The 16,540-nt window shown below is 46.8% G+C and carries 14 protein-coding genes; 6 read left to right on the plus strand and 8 right to left on the minus strand.

What is annotated here, in order from left to right; all coding sequences use genetic code 11:
- Window positions 1-69: 69 nt before the first annotated feature.
- The 4 genes from secA (at window position 70) to OL444_RS05840 (ending at window position 5,982) form a co-directional block, all read left to right on the plus strand.
- Entirely contained in the window at window positions 70-3,396 is a 3,327-nt protein-coding gene (gene secA, locus OL444_RS05825; protein WP_264734168.1) for a preprotein translocase subunit SecA, read from the plus strand.
- Window positions 3,397-3,680: 284 nt separating this feature from the next.
- Window positions 3,681-4,349 (plus strand): deoxyribose-phosphate aldolase, encoded by a 669-nt coding sequence (deoC, locus tag OL444_RS05830; protein WP_264734167.1) that lies wholly within the window; start codon window positions 3,681-3,683, stop codon window positions 4,347-4,349.
- A gap of 30 nt (window positions 4,350-4,379) precedes the next feature.
- On the plus strand, window positions 4,380-4,823 hold the full coding sequence (locus tag OL444_RS05835; RefSeq protein ID WP_264734166.1) for an SPOR domain-containing protein: 444 nt from the start codon (window positions 4,380-4,382) through the stop codon (window positions 4,821-4,823).
- Window positions 4,807-5,982 carry a M20 metallopeptidase family protein gene (locus OL444_RS05840; RefSeq protein WP_264734165.1) on the plus strand — a complete coding sequence of 392 codons (1,176 nt, stop codon included), beginning with the start codon at window positions 4,807-4,809 and terminating at the stop codon, window positions 5,980-5,982. Before OL444_RS05835 ends, OL444_RS05840 begins: the two co-directional genes overlap by 17 nt.
- A 142-nt stretch (window positions 5,983-6,124) precedes the next feature.
- On the opposite strand, the gene OL444_RS05845 is transcribed toward OL444_RS05840, so the two are convergent.
- The 5 genes from OL444_RS05845 to glyA form a co-directional block, all read right to left on the minus strand.
- A complete protein-coding gene (locus tag OL444_RS05845) occupies window positions 6,125-6,808 on the minus strand; it encodes a hypothetical protein (protein ID WP_264734164.1) in 684 nt (227 codons plus the stop codon).
- A 1-nt stretch (window position 6,809) separates the two neighbouring features.
- Window positions 6,810-7,181, minus strand: a complete 372-nt coding sequence (locus OL444_RS05850; RefSeq protein ID WP_264734163.1) for a GntR family transcriptional regulator — start codon at window positions 7,179-7,181, stop codon at window positions 6,810-6,812.
- Window positions 7,182-7,192: 11 nt separating this feature from the next.
- Entirely contained in the window at window positions 7,193-8,011 is an 819-nt protein-coding gene (locus OL444_RS05855) for a hypothetical protein (protein WP_264734162.1), read from the minus strand.
- A 9-nt stretch (window positions 8,012-8,020) separates the two neighbouring features.
- Window positions 8,021-8,854 carry an ABC transporter ATP-binding protein gene (locus OL444_RS05860; RefSeq protein ID WP_264734161.1) on the minus strand — a complete coding sequence of 278 codons (834 nt, stop codon included), beginning with the start codon at window positions 8,852-8,854 and terminating at the stop codon, window positions 8,021-8,023.
- Window positions 8,855-9,037: 183 nt separating this feature from the next.
- Window positions 9,038-10,321 carry a serine hydroxymethyltransferase gene (gene glyA, locus OL444_RS05865; protein WP_307734787.1) on the minus strand — a complete coding sequence of 428 codons (1,284 nt, stop codon included), beginning with the start codon at window positions 10,319-10,321 and terminating at the stop codon, window positions 9,038-9,040.
- Between the two features lie 212 nt (window positions 10,322-10,533).
- Between glyA and OL444_RS05870 the strand changes: the two genes are divergently transcribed.
- Both OL444_RS05870 and OL444_RS05875 read left to right on the plus strand, forming a co-directional pair.
- Complete coding sequence (locus OL444_RS05870; RefSeq protein ID WP_264734160.1) at window positions 10,534-11,526, plus strand: sugar phosphate nucleotidyltransferase; 993 nt, start codon at window positions 10,534-10,536, stop codon at window positions 11,524-11,526.
- A 118-nt stretch (window positions 11,527-11,644) separates the two neighbouring features.
- Complete coding sequence (locus OL444_RS05875) at window positions 11,645-12,589, plus strand: NAD(P)H-dependent flavin oxidoreductase (RefSeq protein WP_264734159.1); 945 nt, start codon at window positions 11,645-11,647, stop codon at window positions 12,587-12,589.
- A gap of 27 nt (window positions 12,590-12,616) precedes the next feature.
- On the opposite strand, the gene OL444_RS05880 is transcribed toward OL444_RS05875, so the two are convergent.
- From OL444_RS05880 to OL444_RS05890, 3 genes are read right to left on the minus strand one after another with little or no spacing between them, the layout of a single operon-like run.
- On the minus strand, window positions 12,617-13,927 hold the full coding sequence (locus OL444_RS05880; protein ID WP_264734158.1) for an ABC transporter permease: 1,311 nt from the start codon (window positions 13,925-13,927) through the stop codon (window positions 12,617-12,619).
- Between the two features lie 15 nt (window positions 13,928-13,942).
- Entirely contained in the window at window positions 13,943-14,887 is a 945-nt protein-coding gene (locus OL444_RS05885) for an ABC transporter ATP-binding protein (RefSeq protein WP_264734157.1), read from the minus strand.
- 56 nt (window positions 14,888-14,943) lie between these two features.
- Window positions 14,944-16,503, minus strand: coding sequence for an NAD(P)/FAD-dependent oxidoreductase (locus OL444_RS05890; RefSeq protein ID WP_264734156.1), 1,560 nt, complete (start codon window positions 16,501-16,503; stop codon window positions 14,944-14,946).
- Window positions 16,504-16,540 lie beyond the last annotated feature (37 nt).

A 16,540-nucleotide genomic window follows, 5' to 3' on the forward strand; every position in this document is an offset into this window, starting at 1 on the left:
TCGACTCAGCCTGGATAAGGTTTTAGGTTACAATATATATAAATCGTAATTCGTAATTAAACATTCAACATGTTAGGTTTTTTAACAAAGCTTTTTGGAGGGAATAAATCAGACAGGGATATTAAGTCCATCTCTCCATTTGTGCGGCAGATTAATGAGGAGTACGAAAAACTGCAGTCCTTGCCTATCGATGATCTGCGTAACAAAACGCAGGACTTCCGTCAGCGTATAGCAGCGCACCTCGCTACTATCGATCAGGAAATAGCCGCTAAGCAGGAATCAGCAGATGCTGCAGAAGATGTAACACTGAAAGACACTATATATCAGGAAATAGATATACTGAAAAAAGACCGCGATAAACAGCTGGAAGTAGTATTGCAGCAGATTATGCCGGAAGCTTTTGCAGTAGTGAAAGAAACCGCCCGCCGGTTTACCCAGAACCCGCTGCTGACTGTAGCCGCGACTAACCTGGACCGTCAGCTGGCAGTAAGAAGAGAATACGTAACCATTGAAGGCGATCAGGCAATCTGGAAAAATACCTGGAAAGCTGCCGGCAGTGATGTTACCTGGAACATGATCCACTATGATGTACAGCTCATCGGTGGTATGGTACTGCACCAGGGTAAAATTGCGGAAATGGCAACAGGGGAAGGTAAAACCCTCGTTTCTACCCTGCCTGCCTACCTCAACGCACTGGCTGGTCAGGGCGTACACATCGTAACCGTGAACGACTATCTGGCACGTCGTGACTCGGAGTGGAACGGTCCTCTCTTCGAATTCCTCGACATCACAGTTGATTGTATCGATAAGCACCAACCTAATACCGCAGAACGCCGTAATGCCTACCTGGCAGATATTACCTACGGTACCAATAACGAATTCGGTTTCGACTACCTGAGAGATAACATGGTACACAGCCCGGATGAAATGGTACAGCGTAAACACCATTTTGCGATGGTGGATGAGGTGGATAGCGTATTGGTGGATGATGCCCGTACACCACTCATCATCTCCGGTCCTATTCCCCGCGGTGACGAACAGGAATACCATGCGTTAAAACCGCGCATCGAATACCTGGTGGAAATGCAGAAAAAAGTAACCAACCAATACCTGCAGGAAGCTAAAAAACTGATTGCGGAAGGTAAAGACGACTCCAAAACAGGTGGTATGGCTTTGATGCGCGCCTGGAGAGGTTTACCGAAGAACAGTGCCCTGATCAAATTCCTCAGTGAATCCGGTAACAGGGTGTTACTGCAGAAATCAGAAAACTATTACCTGGCAGATCAGCAACGCGAAATGCCGAAAGTAGACGAAGGACTGTATTTCACCATCGATGAAAAACAGAACAGCGTAGACCTGACAGAAAAAGGTATTGCACTGATTACACAAGGTGGCGAAGATGCACACTTCTTCGTACTGCCGGATGTAGGCAGTGAATTGGCTGAAATTGAAAAACTGTCAGTTTCTCCTGATGAAAAACTGCAGCGTAAAGATATCCTCCTGCAGGACTTCGCACAGAAATCCGATCGTATCCACTCCGTACAGCAATTGCTGAAAGCCTATACGTTGTTTGATAAAGACGTAGAGTATGTGGTAATGGATGGAAAAGTGAAAATCGTAGATGAGCAAACCGGTCGTATCCTCGATGGACGCCGTTACTCCGATGGTTTACACCAGGCGATTGAAGCCAAGGAAAATGTGAAGGTGGAAGCAGCTACCCAAACATTTGCAACCATCACCCTGCAGAACTTCTTCCGTATGTATCACAAGCTGGCCGGTATGACCGGTACTGCCTCTACGGAAGCCGGTGAGTTGTGGGAAATCTACAAACTGGATGTGGTAACCATCCCCACCAACCTGCCTATTTCCCGTCTCGACGCAGAAGATCTGGTTTACAAAACCAAACGTGATAAATACAAAGCTGTTATCGAAGAAATCAAAGAACTGCAGCAGAAAGGCCGCCCGGTACTGGTAGGTACTACCTCCGTGGAAGTGTCTGAACTGTTGAGTAAAATGCTGGCATTCGATAAAGTTCCCCATAACGTACTGAATGCGAAACAACACGCCCGTGAGGCACAGATCGTAGCGGAAGCGGGTCTGGCCGGTGCGGTGACCATTGCTACCAACATGGCAGGTCGTGGTACGGATATTAAACTCGGACCCGGTGTGAAAGAAGCCGGTGGTCTGGCTATCATCGGTACAGAAAGACACGAAAGCCGCCGTGTAGACAGGCAGCTGCGTGGTCGTGCCGGTCGCCAGGGCGATCCCGGAACTTCTCAGTTCTTCGTATCCCTCGAAGATGACCTGATGCGTATGTTCGGCTCCGAGCGTATTGCTGGTCTGATGGACCGGATGGGTTATAAAGAAGGAGAAGTGATTCAGCACAGCATGATCACCCGTTCTATCGAAAGAGCGCAGAAAAAAGTAGAAGAAAATAACTTCGGTATCCGTAAGCGTTTGCTGGAATACGATGACGTGATGAACAAACAGCGTACTGTGATTTACTCCAAACGTAATCACGCCCTGTTTGGCGAACGACTGGCGATCGATGTGGACAATGCCTTCTACGATGTAGCAGAAAGTCTCGTGACTACACATAAAGAAAGTGGCGACTACGATGCTTTCAAAATGGAAGCTATCATGAACTTCTCCATTGATACAGAAATTACCAGAGAGGAACTGGCTCGTACAGATATTCCTACCCTGGCATCCAAACTGTATCATGAGGGTAAAAATAACTACCAGCGTAAAGTACAGGATATTACTAGCAACACGCTGCCGGTTATTGAACGTATTTATGAAGAACAGGGTCACCACATTGAAAATATCTCCATTCCTTTCACCGACGGTAAGAGAGGTATCAATGTACTGGCAAACCTGAAAAAAGTAGTAGATACTCATGGCCATGAAACCATGAATGCCCTGGAACGCAGTATCACCCTGGCTTTGATTGACGATGCCTGGAAAGAACACCTGCGCGCTATGGATGATCTGAAACAATCTGTACAAAGTGCGGTATACGAACAAAAAGATCCGTTGCTGATCTATAAATTCGAGGCCTTTAACCTGTTCAAACAAATGGATGGTGAAACCAGCCGCGATATCGTTTCTTTCCTGTGCAAATGCGGTATTCCGGTAAGCCAGGAAGCAGAAGAAGAACAGATCCGTGAAGGCCATGAAGAAAAAACCGACATGAGCCGCCTGCGCGCTTCCCATGAAGATATTGCGGAACAACAACAACGCAGTAACGGCCAGGAAGCAGTAGCACCTGATTACGATACGGCAGAAGAAGTAAAATCTGAGCCGGTACGCGTAGGTCCTAAAGTAGGTCGTAACGATCTTTGCCCATGTGGTAGCGGCAAGAAATTCAAGCAATGCCACGGTAAAGACCTGTAAACAGGTAACCACCCTGCGCCATGTGTGATGAACAAGCAGCGAATGAGGCGTAACAGGGACCATATATTTTGAGTTAATTCAAGCGGATTACAGAGAAACATTTTTAATGTGCCATCTGTAATCCGTTTTTTTATGCAGCTACCCTACAGGAAGGTGGTATAGCATGGCCCCTTTACTTCCTTATTATTGTCAGGTACCTGCCGCTAAAATGGCTTCCCCCGGCGTAATCCTTACTTCTTAATCCGTAATTCTTTATTTTTGGGGTCAATAACTAAAGAAGCCTCATGAATATAAATCGCTATATAGACCATACGATATTAAAACCTACGACTGTACTGGAAGATATCAAACAACTCTGTATGCAATGTGTGGAATATGATTTTGCTGCGGCATGTGTTCCGCCGCCATATGTGAAATTAGCCAAACAGTTTTTAGGTGCTACCAACACCAAAGTAGCTACCGTGATAGGATTCCCGTTCGGGTACTCCGCCATAGAAGCCAAAGTAGCGGAAACAGTATTGGCTATAGTAGACGGGGCAGATGAGCTGGATGTAGTGATTAATATCTCTGCTATCAAAAATAATGACTGGGAATACCTGGAAAAAGAGATCGCTCACCTGATGTATATTGTCCGGGAAAAGCAAAAAGTGATCAAGATCATTATCGAAAGTGGCATATTATTGGAAGAAGAGATCGTGAAATGCTGCCAGCTGTATAGTAAGTATGGCGTGGATTTCATGAAAACATCTACCGGATATGCAGAAAAAGGCGCTACCGTGGAAGCCGTGAAGCTGATGCGTGCCAACCTGCCGGAGAATATACAGATAAAAGCTTCCGGAGGGATTCGTACCTTTGCTTTTGCAGCAGAGCTGATAGCCGCCGGAGCTACGCGTATCGGAGCCAGTGCCAGTGTGAATATCGTGGAAGAGAGCAGGAAAGCCGGCGCACAATAAAGATTATTCATAGTTAATTATACTGTATTCATGCAAAAATTATTTGTCCTGGTTTGCTGTTTGTTGGGAAGCAGTTGGGCGATGGCACAGGATTATGCATCCACTGCCTCCAATGGAAATGTGAAAGTGATTAAAGATAGCCGTGTGGATGTACTGATTAAAAAACAGATCTATATTAACACACTGGCTATTCGTAACCAATCCGGGTTCCGGGTACAGGTGATTTCCACCAACAAACGTGGCGACGCAAACGAAGCAAAAGCCAAGGTAATGCAGCTCTACAGCGATTACCGTACCTATATGGATTATCAGGCTCCCTATTTCAAAGTGCGCGTAGGCGATTTCAAAAGCCGCGAAGAGGCCAGCGAATTGCGCGACAAATTATCCGGCCTGTTTTCAGGCGGCGTATTTGTAGTGCCCGCCATCATCAACGTGTCACCGGATAAAGAACTATCTAATGAAGAACCGTATTAAAGCGCTGGCCCAAGCCTATGCACCAGCATTTACCGCTATCAGGCGTCATATACACTCGCACCCCGAGTTATCCTTCGAGGAATATGAAACATCCCGGTTTATACAGGAAAAACTAACGGAGTTTGGTGTCCCGTTTAAAGCGGGTATTGCAGGTACCGGTGTGATTGCCCTCATAGAAGGGAAAAATCCGGCATCTAAAATCATCGCCCTCCGCGCCGATATTGATGCCTTACCGATTACAGAAGCCAACGACGTTCCTTATAAATCACTGCGTACCGGTGTGATGCACGCCTGCGGACATGATGTACATACCACCTGTGTACTGGGAGCGGCGAAGATATTACACGAACTGAGAGATGAATTTGAAGGTACCGTGAAAATACTCTTTCAGCCAGGTGAAGAAAAACATCCGGGTGGCGCCAGTATTATGATTGAAGAAGGCGCGCTGGAGAATCCGCGTCCGGATGCTATTCTGGGTATGCACGTACAACCTACCATGGAAGCCGGCAAACTCGGATTCCGGGGAGGTAAATACATGGCCAGTGCAGATGAAATCTATATTACCATCAAAGGGAAAGGCGGGCACGCTGCTACACCTCATCTGACGGTAGACACTATTCTGGTGGCCTCTCAGCTGGTAGTAAGTCTGCAGCAGGTCATCTCCCGAAATAATAATCCGTTCTCCCCTTCTGTATTATCCATCTGTGCTTTCAACGGTGGTTTCACTACCAATGTGATTCCCAGTGAAGTAAAGCTGATGGGTACTTTCCGGGCAATGGACGAAACCTGGCGTTTTAAAGCGCATGAGCTGATCCGCAAACAGGCAGTAGGTATTGCAGAAGCCATGGGTGCGGAAATAGATATTGAAATACTGGTAGGATATCCGACGCTGTATAACAATGAAGACGTAACGGCGAAAGCCCGTGGCCTGGCGGAAGATTACCTGGGACTGGCGAATGTAGAAGATACAGAACTCCGGATGGGAGCAGAGGATTTTGCTTTCTACTCTCAGCAGGTACCGGCTTGCTTTTTCCGGTTAGGTACCGGTAATGTGGCCCGGGGCATTACTTCCGGTGTACACACCCCTACTTTTGATATTGATGAAAGTGCCATTGAAGTTGGTATGGGAACGATGGCTTATCTGGCTACGCAGTTCTGATAACAGCAACGATACGATATTAAAATAGTACGTCCCGGTAGATACCGGGACGTTTTTATTTTGTTCTGCTATTATAATGATGGAAGAGGTAATGGGTTACCTCCTGATAAGATAGGGGGTATCAAACGTAGATGTATATACGTTATTTGATAACGGTAATATGTTGTAATGCTTTACCGGAAATATGCAGCGCTCTTAAACTATCTACCTGAATATCTGCATAACGGTAAGGGATATCTGAAAAAGTAAGCGCACTGGATTTACCCAGCTTTATCCGGATGCTATCCGCCTTACTGTCTTGCTGAATATTGAGACTACTACCCTGGTCGCCGGCAAAAGAGAAGTTATTCACCTTTATGTTGCTGAAAACAGCTGCAGAGAACTGTCCCATATGCACGGCCAGCAGCGGTAACGTAAATCCGTCGATGTTAAGGTCAGCCTGGCGGCAGTCGATCGTTTCCAGTGTCGGACAAGTGAGTTGTATGTCGTGGGAAGGCTGCGCGGTAATATGCAGGGTATCACCATATTGCCGGAAGGTAACGCCCCCCTGGTGTTGCAGGGAATATTCCGGCCGGTAGCTGATATCTATCTGTGTACTGTTTTCATATTCTTCTATGTCGCCGGGCGTTGTTGTCTGAACGCCGGTGAGCAGCAGTACTTTAAAGGGATGAATGGTCTCCTTGTGATGATCCCGGTTTATGACAGTTTGAGTAGTGTTATGCGTGATGCCTTTACTATAATTGACCCGTAGGATAATGGCAGAGAACAACATCAATAACACGAGTGTACCTGTGAATCCGGTCAGTAGTTTATTACTCGTTTTCATGTTATTTAAAATTAGATTTTTTGAATTTTTCGAAATGAGGTTTTAGTTCCTCCAGGTCTATATCCAGCAGGTAAAGACTACGGAAAAAACTGGGCAGTTCCTGGGCAATGAAAGCCTGTTTTTTATATTGCCTTATTTTTTTGATGGCATCACTGCTGATGAAATAGCCGATTCCTCTTTTATTATAAATGATTTCCTGTTGTTGCAACAGCTCACAGGTACGCATGACGGTGTTGGGATTTACCTCCAGGGTTACTGCCAGTTCTCTGACAGATGGAATCCGCTCTTCCGCCGGCCACTTATTGAGCAATACCTGTTCGCAGATGTAATCTGCTATCTGCAGGTATATGGCTTGTGAATCTTTAAATTCCATTTTTCAATGTTTTAAATTTCTTTATCCTTTAACCGGAAATAGGCAATGGTCCATATAGCGGGAGCAATCAGGAATCTGATGGCAAACAGGTAAATGTCTCTTAACCATTGCGGAATCACATACGTAGTGGTAGTCCAGGAGTATGCCGCTTTGGGGTCTAATACATTGATCATTACAAAAGGAACTCCTCTTTTCCAGATGCTTTTTTCGGTACCAAATAAACAGAACAGAAAAACGCAGTTGAGCATAGCCATCCCAAACAGAAATATAAAGATGGACAGCAGGGTTTTAATGAAACTGTATTTATGATAATAAGTGGCGCCCAGTAAGAAGAGGGCCTGCAGGATGAAGTAGCAGTAATACACGTATGTCTTCTCATCCGGGTCACTTAAAAAGGTATAGTTTGTCTGGATATGCTGGTGCTGTACAGAGAACTGGATAGCATCCGCCACCAGGTAGCCGGTATAGAAAGCGAGGTGGTACACCACCAGAAAACCGATGGTACTGGTGAATAACAGGGTGATGAATTTTTCGAACTGCGATGCCGGCAGCAGGAGGTAGTCTACACATTTTTCTTTATTGCCCAGTTCACCGAAAGACCTGCCTGTAAATAACAATCCGCCGCCAAAGAGGCCGATGTAATAAGTCGGCGCGAGGTCTATCAGTTGGAGTGCGTCGTTTTTACCCAGTGTCATCATGAGAATGGGTACCATGATCATGATACCCACCAGCGAACCGGTGGCCAACAGATAGAAACGATACGTTTCCGTAAAATGTTTTTGTAGGTATAGCTGCATCCGGTGCAGGTCAAAGAAGTTATTTTGTTTCATAAGTAGATTTTAGCGGAATATTTCCCGGATAGAAGATTGATTTTTCAGGATGGCGTTGAAGAGCAGTTCCATATCCATTTTACTGTGTTCTTCTCCGGTATTTTTGGTGATGACAGTGTGGCCGCGTAAAGAGGTGTCGGCATACAGGATGTGAGGTGTGTCTTCCAGGTGACTGACTGTTTTGAACGTAAGTTTTTCGGTTACTGTCTGCACTTCTTCCCGGAAAATGATCTGGTGGGCATCAATTACCACGATGCTGTCGATGAGGTTATCGAGATCGCGCACCTGGTGGGTGGAGATCATGATACACTTTTCTTCACTGACTGCAGCAGCAATGACTTTGCGGAACTGGCTCTTGGAAGGGATATCCAGGCCGTTGGTCGGTTCGTCCATAATCAGCAGCCGGGTGTTGGTGGCCAGAGCAAAGCTGATCAGCACTTTTTTCTTCTGACCATACGACATTTCTGTCAGCCGTTGACTGCCGGGGATGTCGAATTCCTGCAGGTAGCTGTTAAAGGCAGTTTCATCGAAGCGGGGATAAAAGGGGGCATATACCTTTACATACTGTTTCACCGTTACTTTAGGCAGGTAAAATTCTTCCGGTACCAGGAATATTTCCTGCAGGAAGGCTGGCTGGCGGAGTGCGGAGGGACGACCCATGACTTCACAGGTGCCGCTGTCGGGAAACAGGAGGCCGGCGATTTGTTTCAGTAAGGTGGATTTACCGGCGCCGTTTTTTCCCAGCAATCCATAGATGTGGCCTGCTTCCAGCTGCAGGTTTAGTCCTGTGAAGAGCGGCTTTTTTTTCTGGTAACTAAAGGTGAGCGATTGTATGTTGACCATATCGTGTGATTTAGTGTACTACTTAACTAGTACACTGTAAATATAGCGCGCTTTTTTAAAGTGTGACAAATATTTCTCTATCATGATAACATAAAAAGCATTACGCCCTGTATATCAGCGGTTGGCGAAGATGATTCGCTTAGGCTGTTATACAGGGCGTAATGCCTTATATATAAGGTAACCTTATTTTCCTAATTCAGGATAGAGGGCAAACTGTTGCATGAAGGTATTTACTTCACCTCTTACTTTCGTAATGAGGCCTTCATTGTCAGCGTCCAGCAGCAGCTGATCGATCCAGTCAACGATCTGGCCCATGTGTCCTTCGTTGAGGCCACGGGAAGTGATAGCAGGTACACCAATACGGATACCGGAAGTCACGAAGGCAGATTTATCGTCGAATGGTACCATGTTTTTATTCACGGTGATATCGGCTTTTACGAGTGTTTGTTCTGCTTTTTTACCGGAGATATTTTTGTTACGCAGGTCAATCAGCATCAGGTGGTTGTCGGTACCGCCGGAGATGATCTGATAGCCTTTGCTGACAAAGCTCTTCGCCATAGACTGGGAGTTTTTCAGCATTTGTTTGGCGTATACATCGTAGTCATCGGAGAGGATTTCGAAGAAGGATACGGCTTTCGCTGCAATCACGTGTTCCAGCGGACCACCCTGGATACCAGGGAATACAGCTGTGTCGATGAGGGAGCTCATAAGACGGATTTCACCTTTTGGTGTTTTCAGGCCGAATGGATTTTCAAAATCCTTACCCAGCATGATCATACCGCCACGAGGTCCACGCAGTGTTTTGTGGGTGGTAGTGGTTACAAAATGGCAATGTTCGAACGGAGAGTTCAGTAAGCCTTTTGCAATCAACCCTGCAGGGTGCGCAATATCAGCCAGTACAAAAGCACCTACCTGATCAGCGATTTCGCGGATACGTTTGTAATCCCAGTCGCGGCTGTAGGCAGAAGCGCCACAAACAATCAGTTTGGGTTTTTCCTGGTGGGCGATCTGCTCCATTTTATCGTATTCTACCAGGCCGGTTTCTCTGTTAACACCGTAGAAGTGAGGCTGATAGAGTTTACCGGAGTAGTTTACCGCAGAACCGTGTGTGAGGTGTCCGCCCATGCTCAGGTCCAGGCCCAGGATTTTATCGCCGGGTTGCAGGATGGCGAGCATTACAGCAGCATTGGCCTGTGCGCCGGAATGTGGTTGCACATTTACATATGCTGCGCCGAATATTTGTTTAGCCCTGTCAATGGCCAGTTGTTCACTTTGATCTACTATTTCACAGCCGGCATAGTATCTTTTTCCTGGATAACCTTCTGCGTATTTATTTGTCATCACATTACCCATCGCCTGCATTACCTGTAAACTGGTAAAGTTTTCAGACGCGATCAATTCAAGACCGTGGCGCTGACGCTCCAACTCCAGGTTGATTAAATCAAATATTTGCTGATCTCTTTGCATGATGCCTAAAATTTGGTGCAAAAGTAAAGTAAAGCTGGATGAAATGCAATGGCGAATTCGGGATAAAAAACGGGAGTAGATCTAAAATGCGTATAGCTGCTAGGGTTGCGGTTATCTGTTAAACAATGGGTAATTCTTCATCTCTAATTCTTAAATTTTTTAAAATTGTTTTATTTTCGCGGCATTCGGAGCTAATCCTAACTACAGCGTACATGAAGGCAATAATACCAGTGGCAGGGGCAGGCACCAAGCTTCGTCCACACACATACACACAACCCAAAGCATTAATACCCTTAGCAGGTCGCACGATTCTCAGTATCATCGTAGATCAGCTGGTAGAGGCTGGCATTAATGAATTTGTTTTTGTAGTGGGCTACCTCGGTGAGAAAATACAGCATTATGTGGAGAAGAAATATCCTGAGCTGACCTGTCATTTTGTACAGCAGAACAGCCGGGAAGGTACAGGGCATGCTTTATTACTGACAAGAGAAGTAGTCGGTGATGATGAAGTGTTGATTGTTTTGGGAGATACCATTTGCGAATGCGATATCAAAGAAGTGATTGACGCGCCCTATTCCATGCTGGGATTGAAGAAGGTGGATGATCCGCGGAACTTTGGGGTAGCAGAACTGGATGAACAGGGTAGTATTACCCGCGTGGTGGAAAAACCGCAGATTCCGAAGTCAAACCTTGCACTGGTGGGACTTTACAAGATCAAGGAAACCCGTGAAATGTTCGAGTGCCTGCAGAATAATGTAGACAACAGAATTAAATCACATGATGAGTATCAGCTCACAGATGCACTGGAATGCATGATTGCGCGCGGGGTACGTTTCAATGCCTTTAAAGTAAGCAACTGGTTCGACTGCGGTCGTAAAGACACCCTGCTGGAAACCAATGCTATTCTCCTGAAAAAATATAAGCTCGCCAACAATCCGGTGTTGCCTTATGAAAATACCATTGTCATTCCACCGGTAAGCATCGGGGAAGGCTGTAATATCAAAAATGCGATCATTGGCCCTAATGTGGCCGTTGGTGATAATACCGTGATCAATTATTCTATTGTAAGAGACTCCATCATCGGGTCGTTCAGTAACCTGTATGAAGTGGTGTTGAAATCTTCCCTGATCGGCAGTGATGCCAATATCCGCGGGCTTAGTCAAAGCCTGAATATCGGAGACAATACAGAAATAGACCTGGGTTAATTCCCCATATAAGATATTAAAGCCGTAAAAGCATTTCTCACAGCGGTTGTACCGCGTACCTGGTGAGGATTGCCTTTGCGGCTTTCTACATTATACCTTTCTGCTTATATTCGTTTGTATGAACAATCGAATCACTTCTTTATTCCATATTCAGTATCCGGTTATCCAGGCAGGGATGATCTGGGCAAGTGGCTGGCGTTTAGCCAGTGCCGTGAGTAATGCCGGTGGCCTGGGGCTGATCGGCGCCGGCAGCATGTATCCGGACGTATTGCGGGAACATATCCGGCTGTGCCGCCAGGCCACGGATAAGCCTTTTGGTGTGAACGTACCCCTGTTGTACCCGGACATCGAACAGCTGATACAGATTATCCTGGAAGAAAAAGTACCTGTGGTATTTACTTCTGCCGGTAATCCCAAAACCTGGACCCCTGTACTGAAAGCAGCCGGTGTAACCGTTGTACATGTGGTATCCAGTGCCGCCTTTGCGTTGAAAAGTGAAGCCGCCGGCGTAGATGCCGTGGTGGCAGAAGGTTTTGAAGCCGGCGGGCACAATGGCCGCGAAGAAACAACGACCATGGTATTGATTCCGGCGGTATGCGAACAGGTGAAAATACCAGTGATTGCAGCGGGAGGAATCGGCTGTGGCAAGGCGATGGCAGCAGCTTTTGCCCTGGGGGCAGAAGGGGTGCAGATCGGTAGTCGTTTTGTGACCACGCCGGAAGCATCTTCCCATATCAATTTCAAACAGGCCATTGTCAATGCCAAAGAAGGTGATACCATGTTAAGCCTGAAAAAACTGACACCGGTACGGCTGATCAAAAATCACTTTTACAATACGGTAAAAGCGGCAGAAGATGACGGTGCGGATGTAGAGACCCTCAAGGCATTATTGGGGCGTGCAAGGGCTAAAACAGGCATGTTTGAAGGGAATATGGAAGAGGGAGAACTCGAGATAGGTCAGGTAAGTGCCCTGATACATGATATAAAACCAGCTGCGGAAATTGTGCAGGAAATCATGACTACTTTTGAACAAACCATACAACGGTTACAGGCTATCAGGTAAACGTACCTGATAGCCTGTAACAGCAGGTTAAGATTTTCTGGTCACCCATTTGGCCGCTTCTTTCAGCGTAATTTTTTTACCATACAGGAGAATGCCGGTACGGTATATTCTGCCGGCTATCCAGGTAGTAAAGATAAAACCGCCTATCAGCGACACAAAAGAAAGTCCCAGCTGCCAGTAAGGTACGGTACCAGGTACGCCGTAAGGCAACCTGGCCATCATTACCATCGGCGACGTAAACGGCAGGATACTACCCCATACGGCCAGCGAACTGGAAGGATCGTGCACCGCTTTCATCATGATCATAATACCAATGATGATAGGCACGGAAACGGGGAAAGACAGTTGTTGGATATCGGTGGCATCTTCGTTGACCAGACTGCCTACAGCTGCAAACAGTGCTGCATAAAACAGATAACCGCCCAGGAAGTAGAAAATAAAACAGCTGATGAGTAAGCTCCAGTGGATGTTACCCATAATTTCCCGGATCTTGCTGAAAGCAGCGGCGGCTTCCGCCTGATCGCCCTGGGCCATGGCGCCACCCTGACTGGCCGCCTGGATAGTTTCCGGCGAGAGGAATAAAGGTATCAGGGTATAGATGATACCAATCAGTACGCCCCAGATCATGAATTGCAGCAACCCTACGGCAGCAATACCGATAATTTTTCCCATCATCAGCTGGAAAGGTTTCACACTGGAGATCATCACTTCTGCAATCCGGTTTACTTTCTCTTCCATCACCCCTCTCATCACCGAAGTACCAAACAGCAGTAATACAATGTAGATCATAAAACCGCTGGCATAGCCTACGGCATAGGCCACCCAGGAGCTGCCTTTTTGTTCTTCCTTTCCGTTTTTGAATTCGGCTGAAATATCAGAACGGATGCCATCGAGCCTGGATTGATCAATCCCCTGCAGTTCCATCCGTTTCTTTTCAATGATATCATTGATGTTGCGGTTGATATTACTTTCCAGCGATACGCTTGCTTGTCCGTTGCTGTAAAATTCGATGCCGGAAGGCCGGTTAATGTCTATAGCCGGAATAAACAATACACCATTATAACCTTTTTCCTCATAATGTTTTTTGAGGCTGTCCGGTGATTGGTCTGGCAGGTATTTGAAGTAAATACCATTGGCATCCGGAAATTTGTTGGCAAAGAGACCACTGCGGTCTATGACGGCAATGCGTTGTTTTTCACTGTTACTGGTGGCCAGCAATATAGGTACAATGAGCATGGCGGCAAAGGCCAGTGGCACCAGCAGGGTCACCACCAGGAAAGAGCGTTTGCGCACACGGGTCAGAAATTCCCGTTTTATAATGAGCCATATTTTTTCCATAGTATAAGCAGATAATCAGGTGAACTGTACAACGGGTGCCTGCGGGGCGCCGTTTTCCGTTAGCTTAACCTGGGTGATGAATACTTCGTTGATAGAAGGCAGTATTTCCTGAAAATAGGTAACGGGGATATCCTGGCGGATAAAATGTAACAGTATGTCGTTTGTATTGCTGTCTTCATTGATTTTTAAGGTATAGCCCTGTTCTTCTACCTGTACAATTGTAAAATGATAAGTAGCCATCTGAGCCGCATTGGGAGTCACGCCAAGGCCTATACGAAATAATCCCTGTTTGAAACGTTGCCGGATCTCTTTTACGCTGCCGTCCAGTATTTTATGTCCCTGGTTCACCAGCATGATATGATCGCAGATTTCTTCTACCTGTTCCATGCGGTGGGTAGAAAAGATGATGGTGGTACCTTCCTGGCTGAGCCGGAATATTTCTTCCTTAATCAGATTGGCATTGATGGGATCGAGGCCGGAAAAAGGTTCATCAAGAATGAGCAGGGAAGGTTGATGCAGGATAGTGGAAATGAACTGTACTTTCTGCTGCATGCCTTTACTGAGTTCATCTACCCGTTTGTTCCACCAGGAACTGATTTCAAATTTATCGAACCAGTATTTGATTTTCTGCCGGGCATCTTTTTCGCTCATGCCTTTAAGCCGGGCCAGGTAAAGGGTTTGCTCCCCTACTTTCATTTTTTTATACAGTCCTCTTTCTTCCGGCATATAGCCAATAAACCGGGTATCATTCCGTGGATCAAAAGGATGACCGTTAAACAATATTTCCCCTTCATCCGGATAGAAGATGCCAGTGATCATGCGCAGGAGGGTGGTTTTGCCGGCGCCATTGGGCCCCAGCAAACCGAAGATACTTCCCTGCTGAATGTCAAAGCTTACATCATCTACCGCTTTGTGGGTTTCATAATGTTTTTTCAGGTGTTTGACTTCGAGTAGATTCATATTGGAAAATAAGGATTAATCTGCAATAATTAATCTCTTTGCCACTACTGGAAAAGTTACCGGAGTTTAGCCGCAATCGCAGCCGCCACGCGTTCTCCATCCATCGCCGCAGATACAATACCACCGGCATATCCGGCGCCTTCTGCACAGGGGTACAGGCCGGCTACCTGCGGATGTTCCAGGGTATCGTTGAGGCGGGGAATGCGTACCGGTGAAGAGGTACGGGATTCTGTGGCTACCAGTACGGCATTTTCGGAATAGTATCCTTTCATTTTACGACCAAAGGCTTTGAATGCACCAGCGAGGCGTTGATGTACCGTAGCGGGTAATACCGTGCGGAGATCTGCGCTGTGAAGGCCGGGTACATAAGAGCATTCGGGGAGTGTGGCAGAGATTTTTTTCTGTACAAAGTCAGTCATCCGCTGTGCAGGCGCCACAAAGTTGCCGCCACCTGCTGCATAGGCTTTCTTTTCTACCGCTTGCTGGAAGTACATCGCGGCCAGCGGGCCATGTTTGGCAAATGGTGCGAAGTCTGATTCATCTACCGTTACTACCATACCTGAATTGGCAAAGGGATTATTTCGTTTGGAAGGTGACCAGCCGTTGACCACCAGTTCGCCGGGATCAGTAGCTGCCGGTGCAATGATGCCACCAGGGCACATACAGAAAGAGAATACGCCGCGGCCTTCCACTTGTTCCACCAGGCTGTAGCTGGCAGGCGGAAGGTATTCGCCCCGGGTGGTGCAATGATACTGGGCACTGTCGATCAGTTCCTGCGGATGTTCGATACGCACACCCAGTGCAAATGGTTTGGCTTCCAGCAGAATGTGTTGCCGGTGCAGCATGGTAAATATATCACGGGCAGAGTGACCTGTGGCCAGGATGAGATGTTTTCCTTCGAAAGTTTCTCCGCTGGCGGTTTTAACGCCGGTGATAGTATTGTTGTGTAGGTTGAGTGCTGTTACTTTTTGTTCAAAATGCACTTCACCGCCGCTGGCGATGATTTGTTCCCGCATTGCTGTGATGATATGCGGCAATTTATTGGTGCCGATATGCGGGTGTGCGTCGATCATGATTTTTTCTTCCGCACCGAAATGAACAAATATGTTGAGAATACGGTTAATATCTCCGCGTTTATTGGACCGGGTGTAGAGCTTACCATCAGAATAGGTACCTGCACCACCTTCTCCAAAGCAATAGTTGGAATCAGGGTGTACCACACCTGTTTTATTCAGGGCGGCGAGGTCGCGGCGCCTGGCGCGTACATCTTTGCCCCGTTCCAGTATAACAGGACGGATGCCGGCTTCTATGAGCCGAAGTGCAGCAAACAGACCGGCTGGTCCGGCGCCGGCAATGATGACATGTGGTGCATCCGCGGGTAATGCAGGGTACACCGGTGCTGTATGTACTCTTTCCTGGAAAGGTTCGTTGATAAATACCTGTAGGGTAAGTATAAAGTATGCTTGCCTGGAACGTGCGTCTATAGAGCGTTTGAGCAGGTGATAACCTGTGATGTTGTGAGCGGGTATACCCAGTTCGGCAGCAGCCTGTTGGGTGATGTGTGCAGCAGAGGCGGCATCTGCCGGCAATAATTTGAGTGATAATTGTTGTATCATATGACGGGTTAGGTGGTTATCCTAAAACAGTGCAAAG

Origin of the sequence: Chitinophaga nivalis (assembly GCF_025989125.1) — a bacterium.
GTDB lineage: Bacteria > Bacteroidota > Bacteroidia > Chitinophagales > Chitinophagaceae > Chitinophaga > Chitinophaga nivalis.

Coding starts and splice junctions, on each gene's coding strand:
- secA (WP_264734168.1), top strand. CDS start 70: ATGTTAGGTTTTTTAACAAAGCTTTTTGGAGGGAATAAATCAGACAGG.
- OL444_RS05870 (WP_264734160.1), top strand. CDS start 10,534: ATGAAGGCAATAATACCAGTGGCAGGGGCAGGCACCAAGCTTCGTCCA.
- OL444_RS05880 (WP_264734158.1), bottom strand. CDS start 13,927: ATGGAAAAAATATGGCTCATTATAAAACGGGAATTTCTGACCCGTGTG.
- OL444_RS05860 (WP_264734161.1), bottom strand. CDS start 8,854: ATGGTCAACATACAATCGCTCACCTTTAGTTACCAGAAAAAAAAGCCG.
- OL444_RS05855 (WP_264734162.1), bottom strand. CDS start 8,011: ATGAAACAAAATAACTTCTTTGACCTGCACCGGATGCAGCTATACCTA.
- glyA (WP_307734787.1), bottom strand. CDS start 10,321: ATGCAAAGAGATCAGCAAATATTTGATTTAATCAACCTGGAGTTGGAG.
- OL444_RS05850 (WP_264734163.1), bottom strand. CDS start 7,181: ATGGAATTTAAAGATTCACAAGCCATATACCTGCAGATAGCAGATTAC.
- OL444_RS05875 (WP_264734159.1), top strand. CDS start 11,645: ATGAACAATCGAATCACTTCTTTATTCCATATTCAGTATCCGGTTATC.
- OL444_RS05840 (WP_264734165.1), top strand. CDS start 4,807: ATGAAGAACCGTATTAAAGCGCTGGCCCAAGCCTATGCACCAGCATTT.
- OL444_RS05845 (WP_264734164.1), bottom strand. CDS start 6,808: ATGAAAACGAGTAATAAACTACTGACCGGATTCACAGGTACACTCGTG.
- OL444_RS05890 (WP_264734156.1), bottom strand. CDS start 16,503: ATGATACAACAATTATCACTCAAATTATTGCCGGCAGATGCCGCCTCT.
- OL444_RS05835 (WP_264734166.1), top strand. CDS start 4,380: ATGCAAAAATTATTTGTCCTGGTTTGCTGTTTGTTGGGAAGCAGTTGG.
- deoC (WP_264734167.1), top strand. CDS start 3,681: ATGAATATAAATCGCTATATAGACCATACGATATTAAAACCTACGACT.
- OL444_RS05885 (WP_264734157.1), bottom strand. CDS start 14,887: ATGAATCTACTCGAAGTCAAACACCTGAAAAAACATTATGAAACCCAC.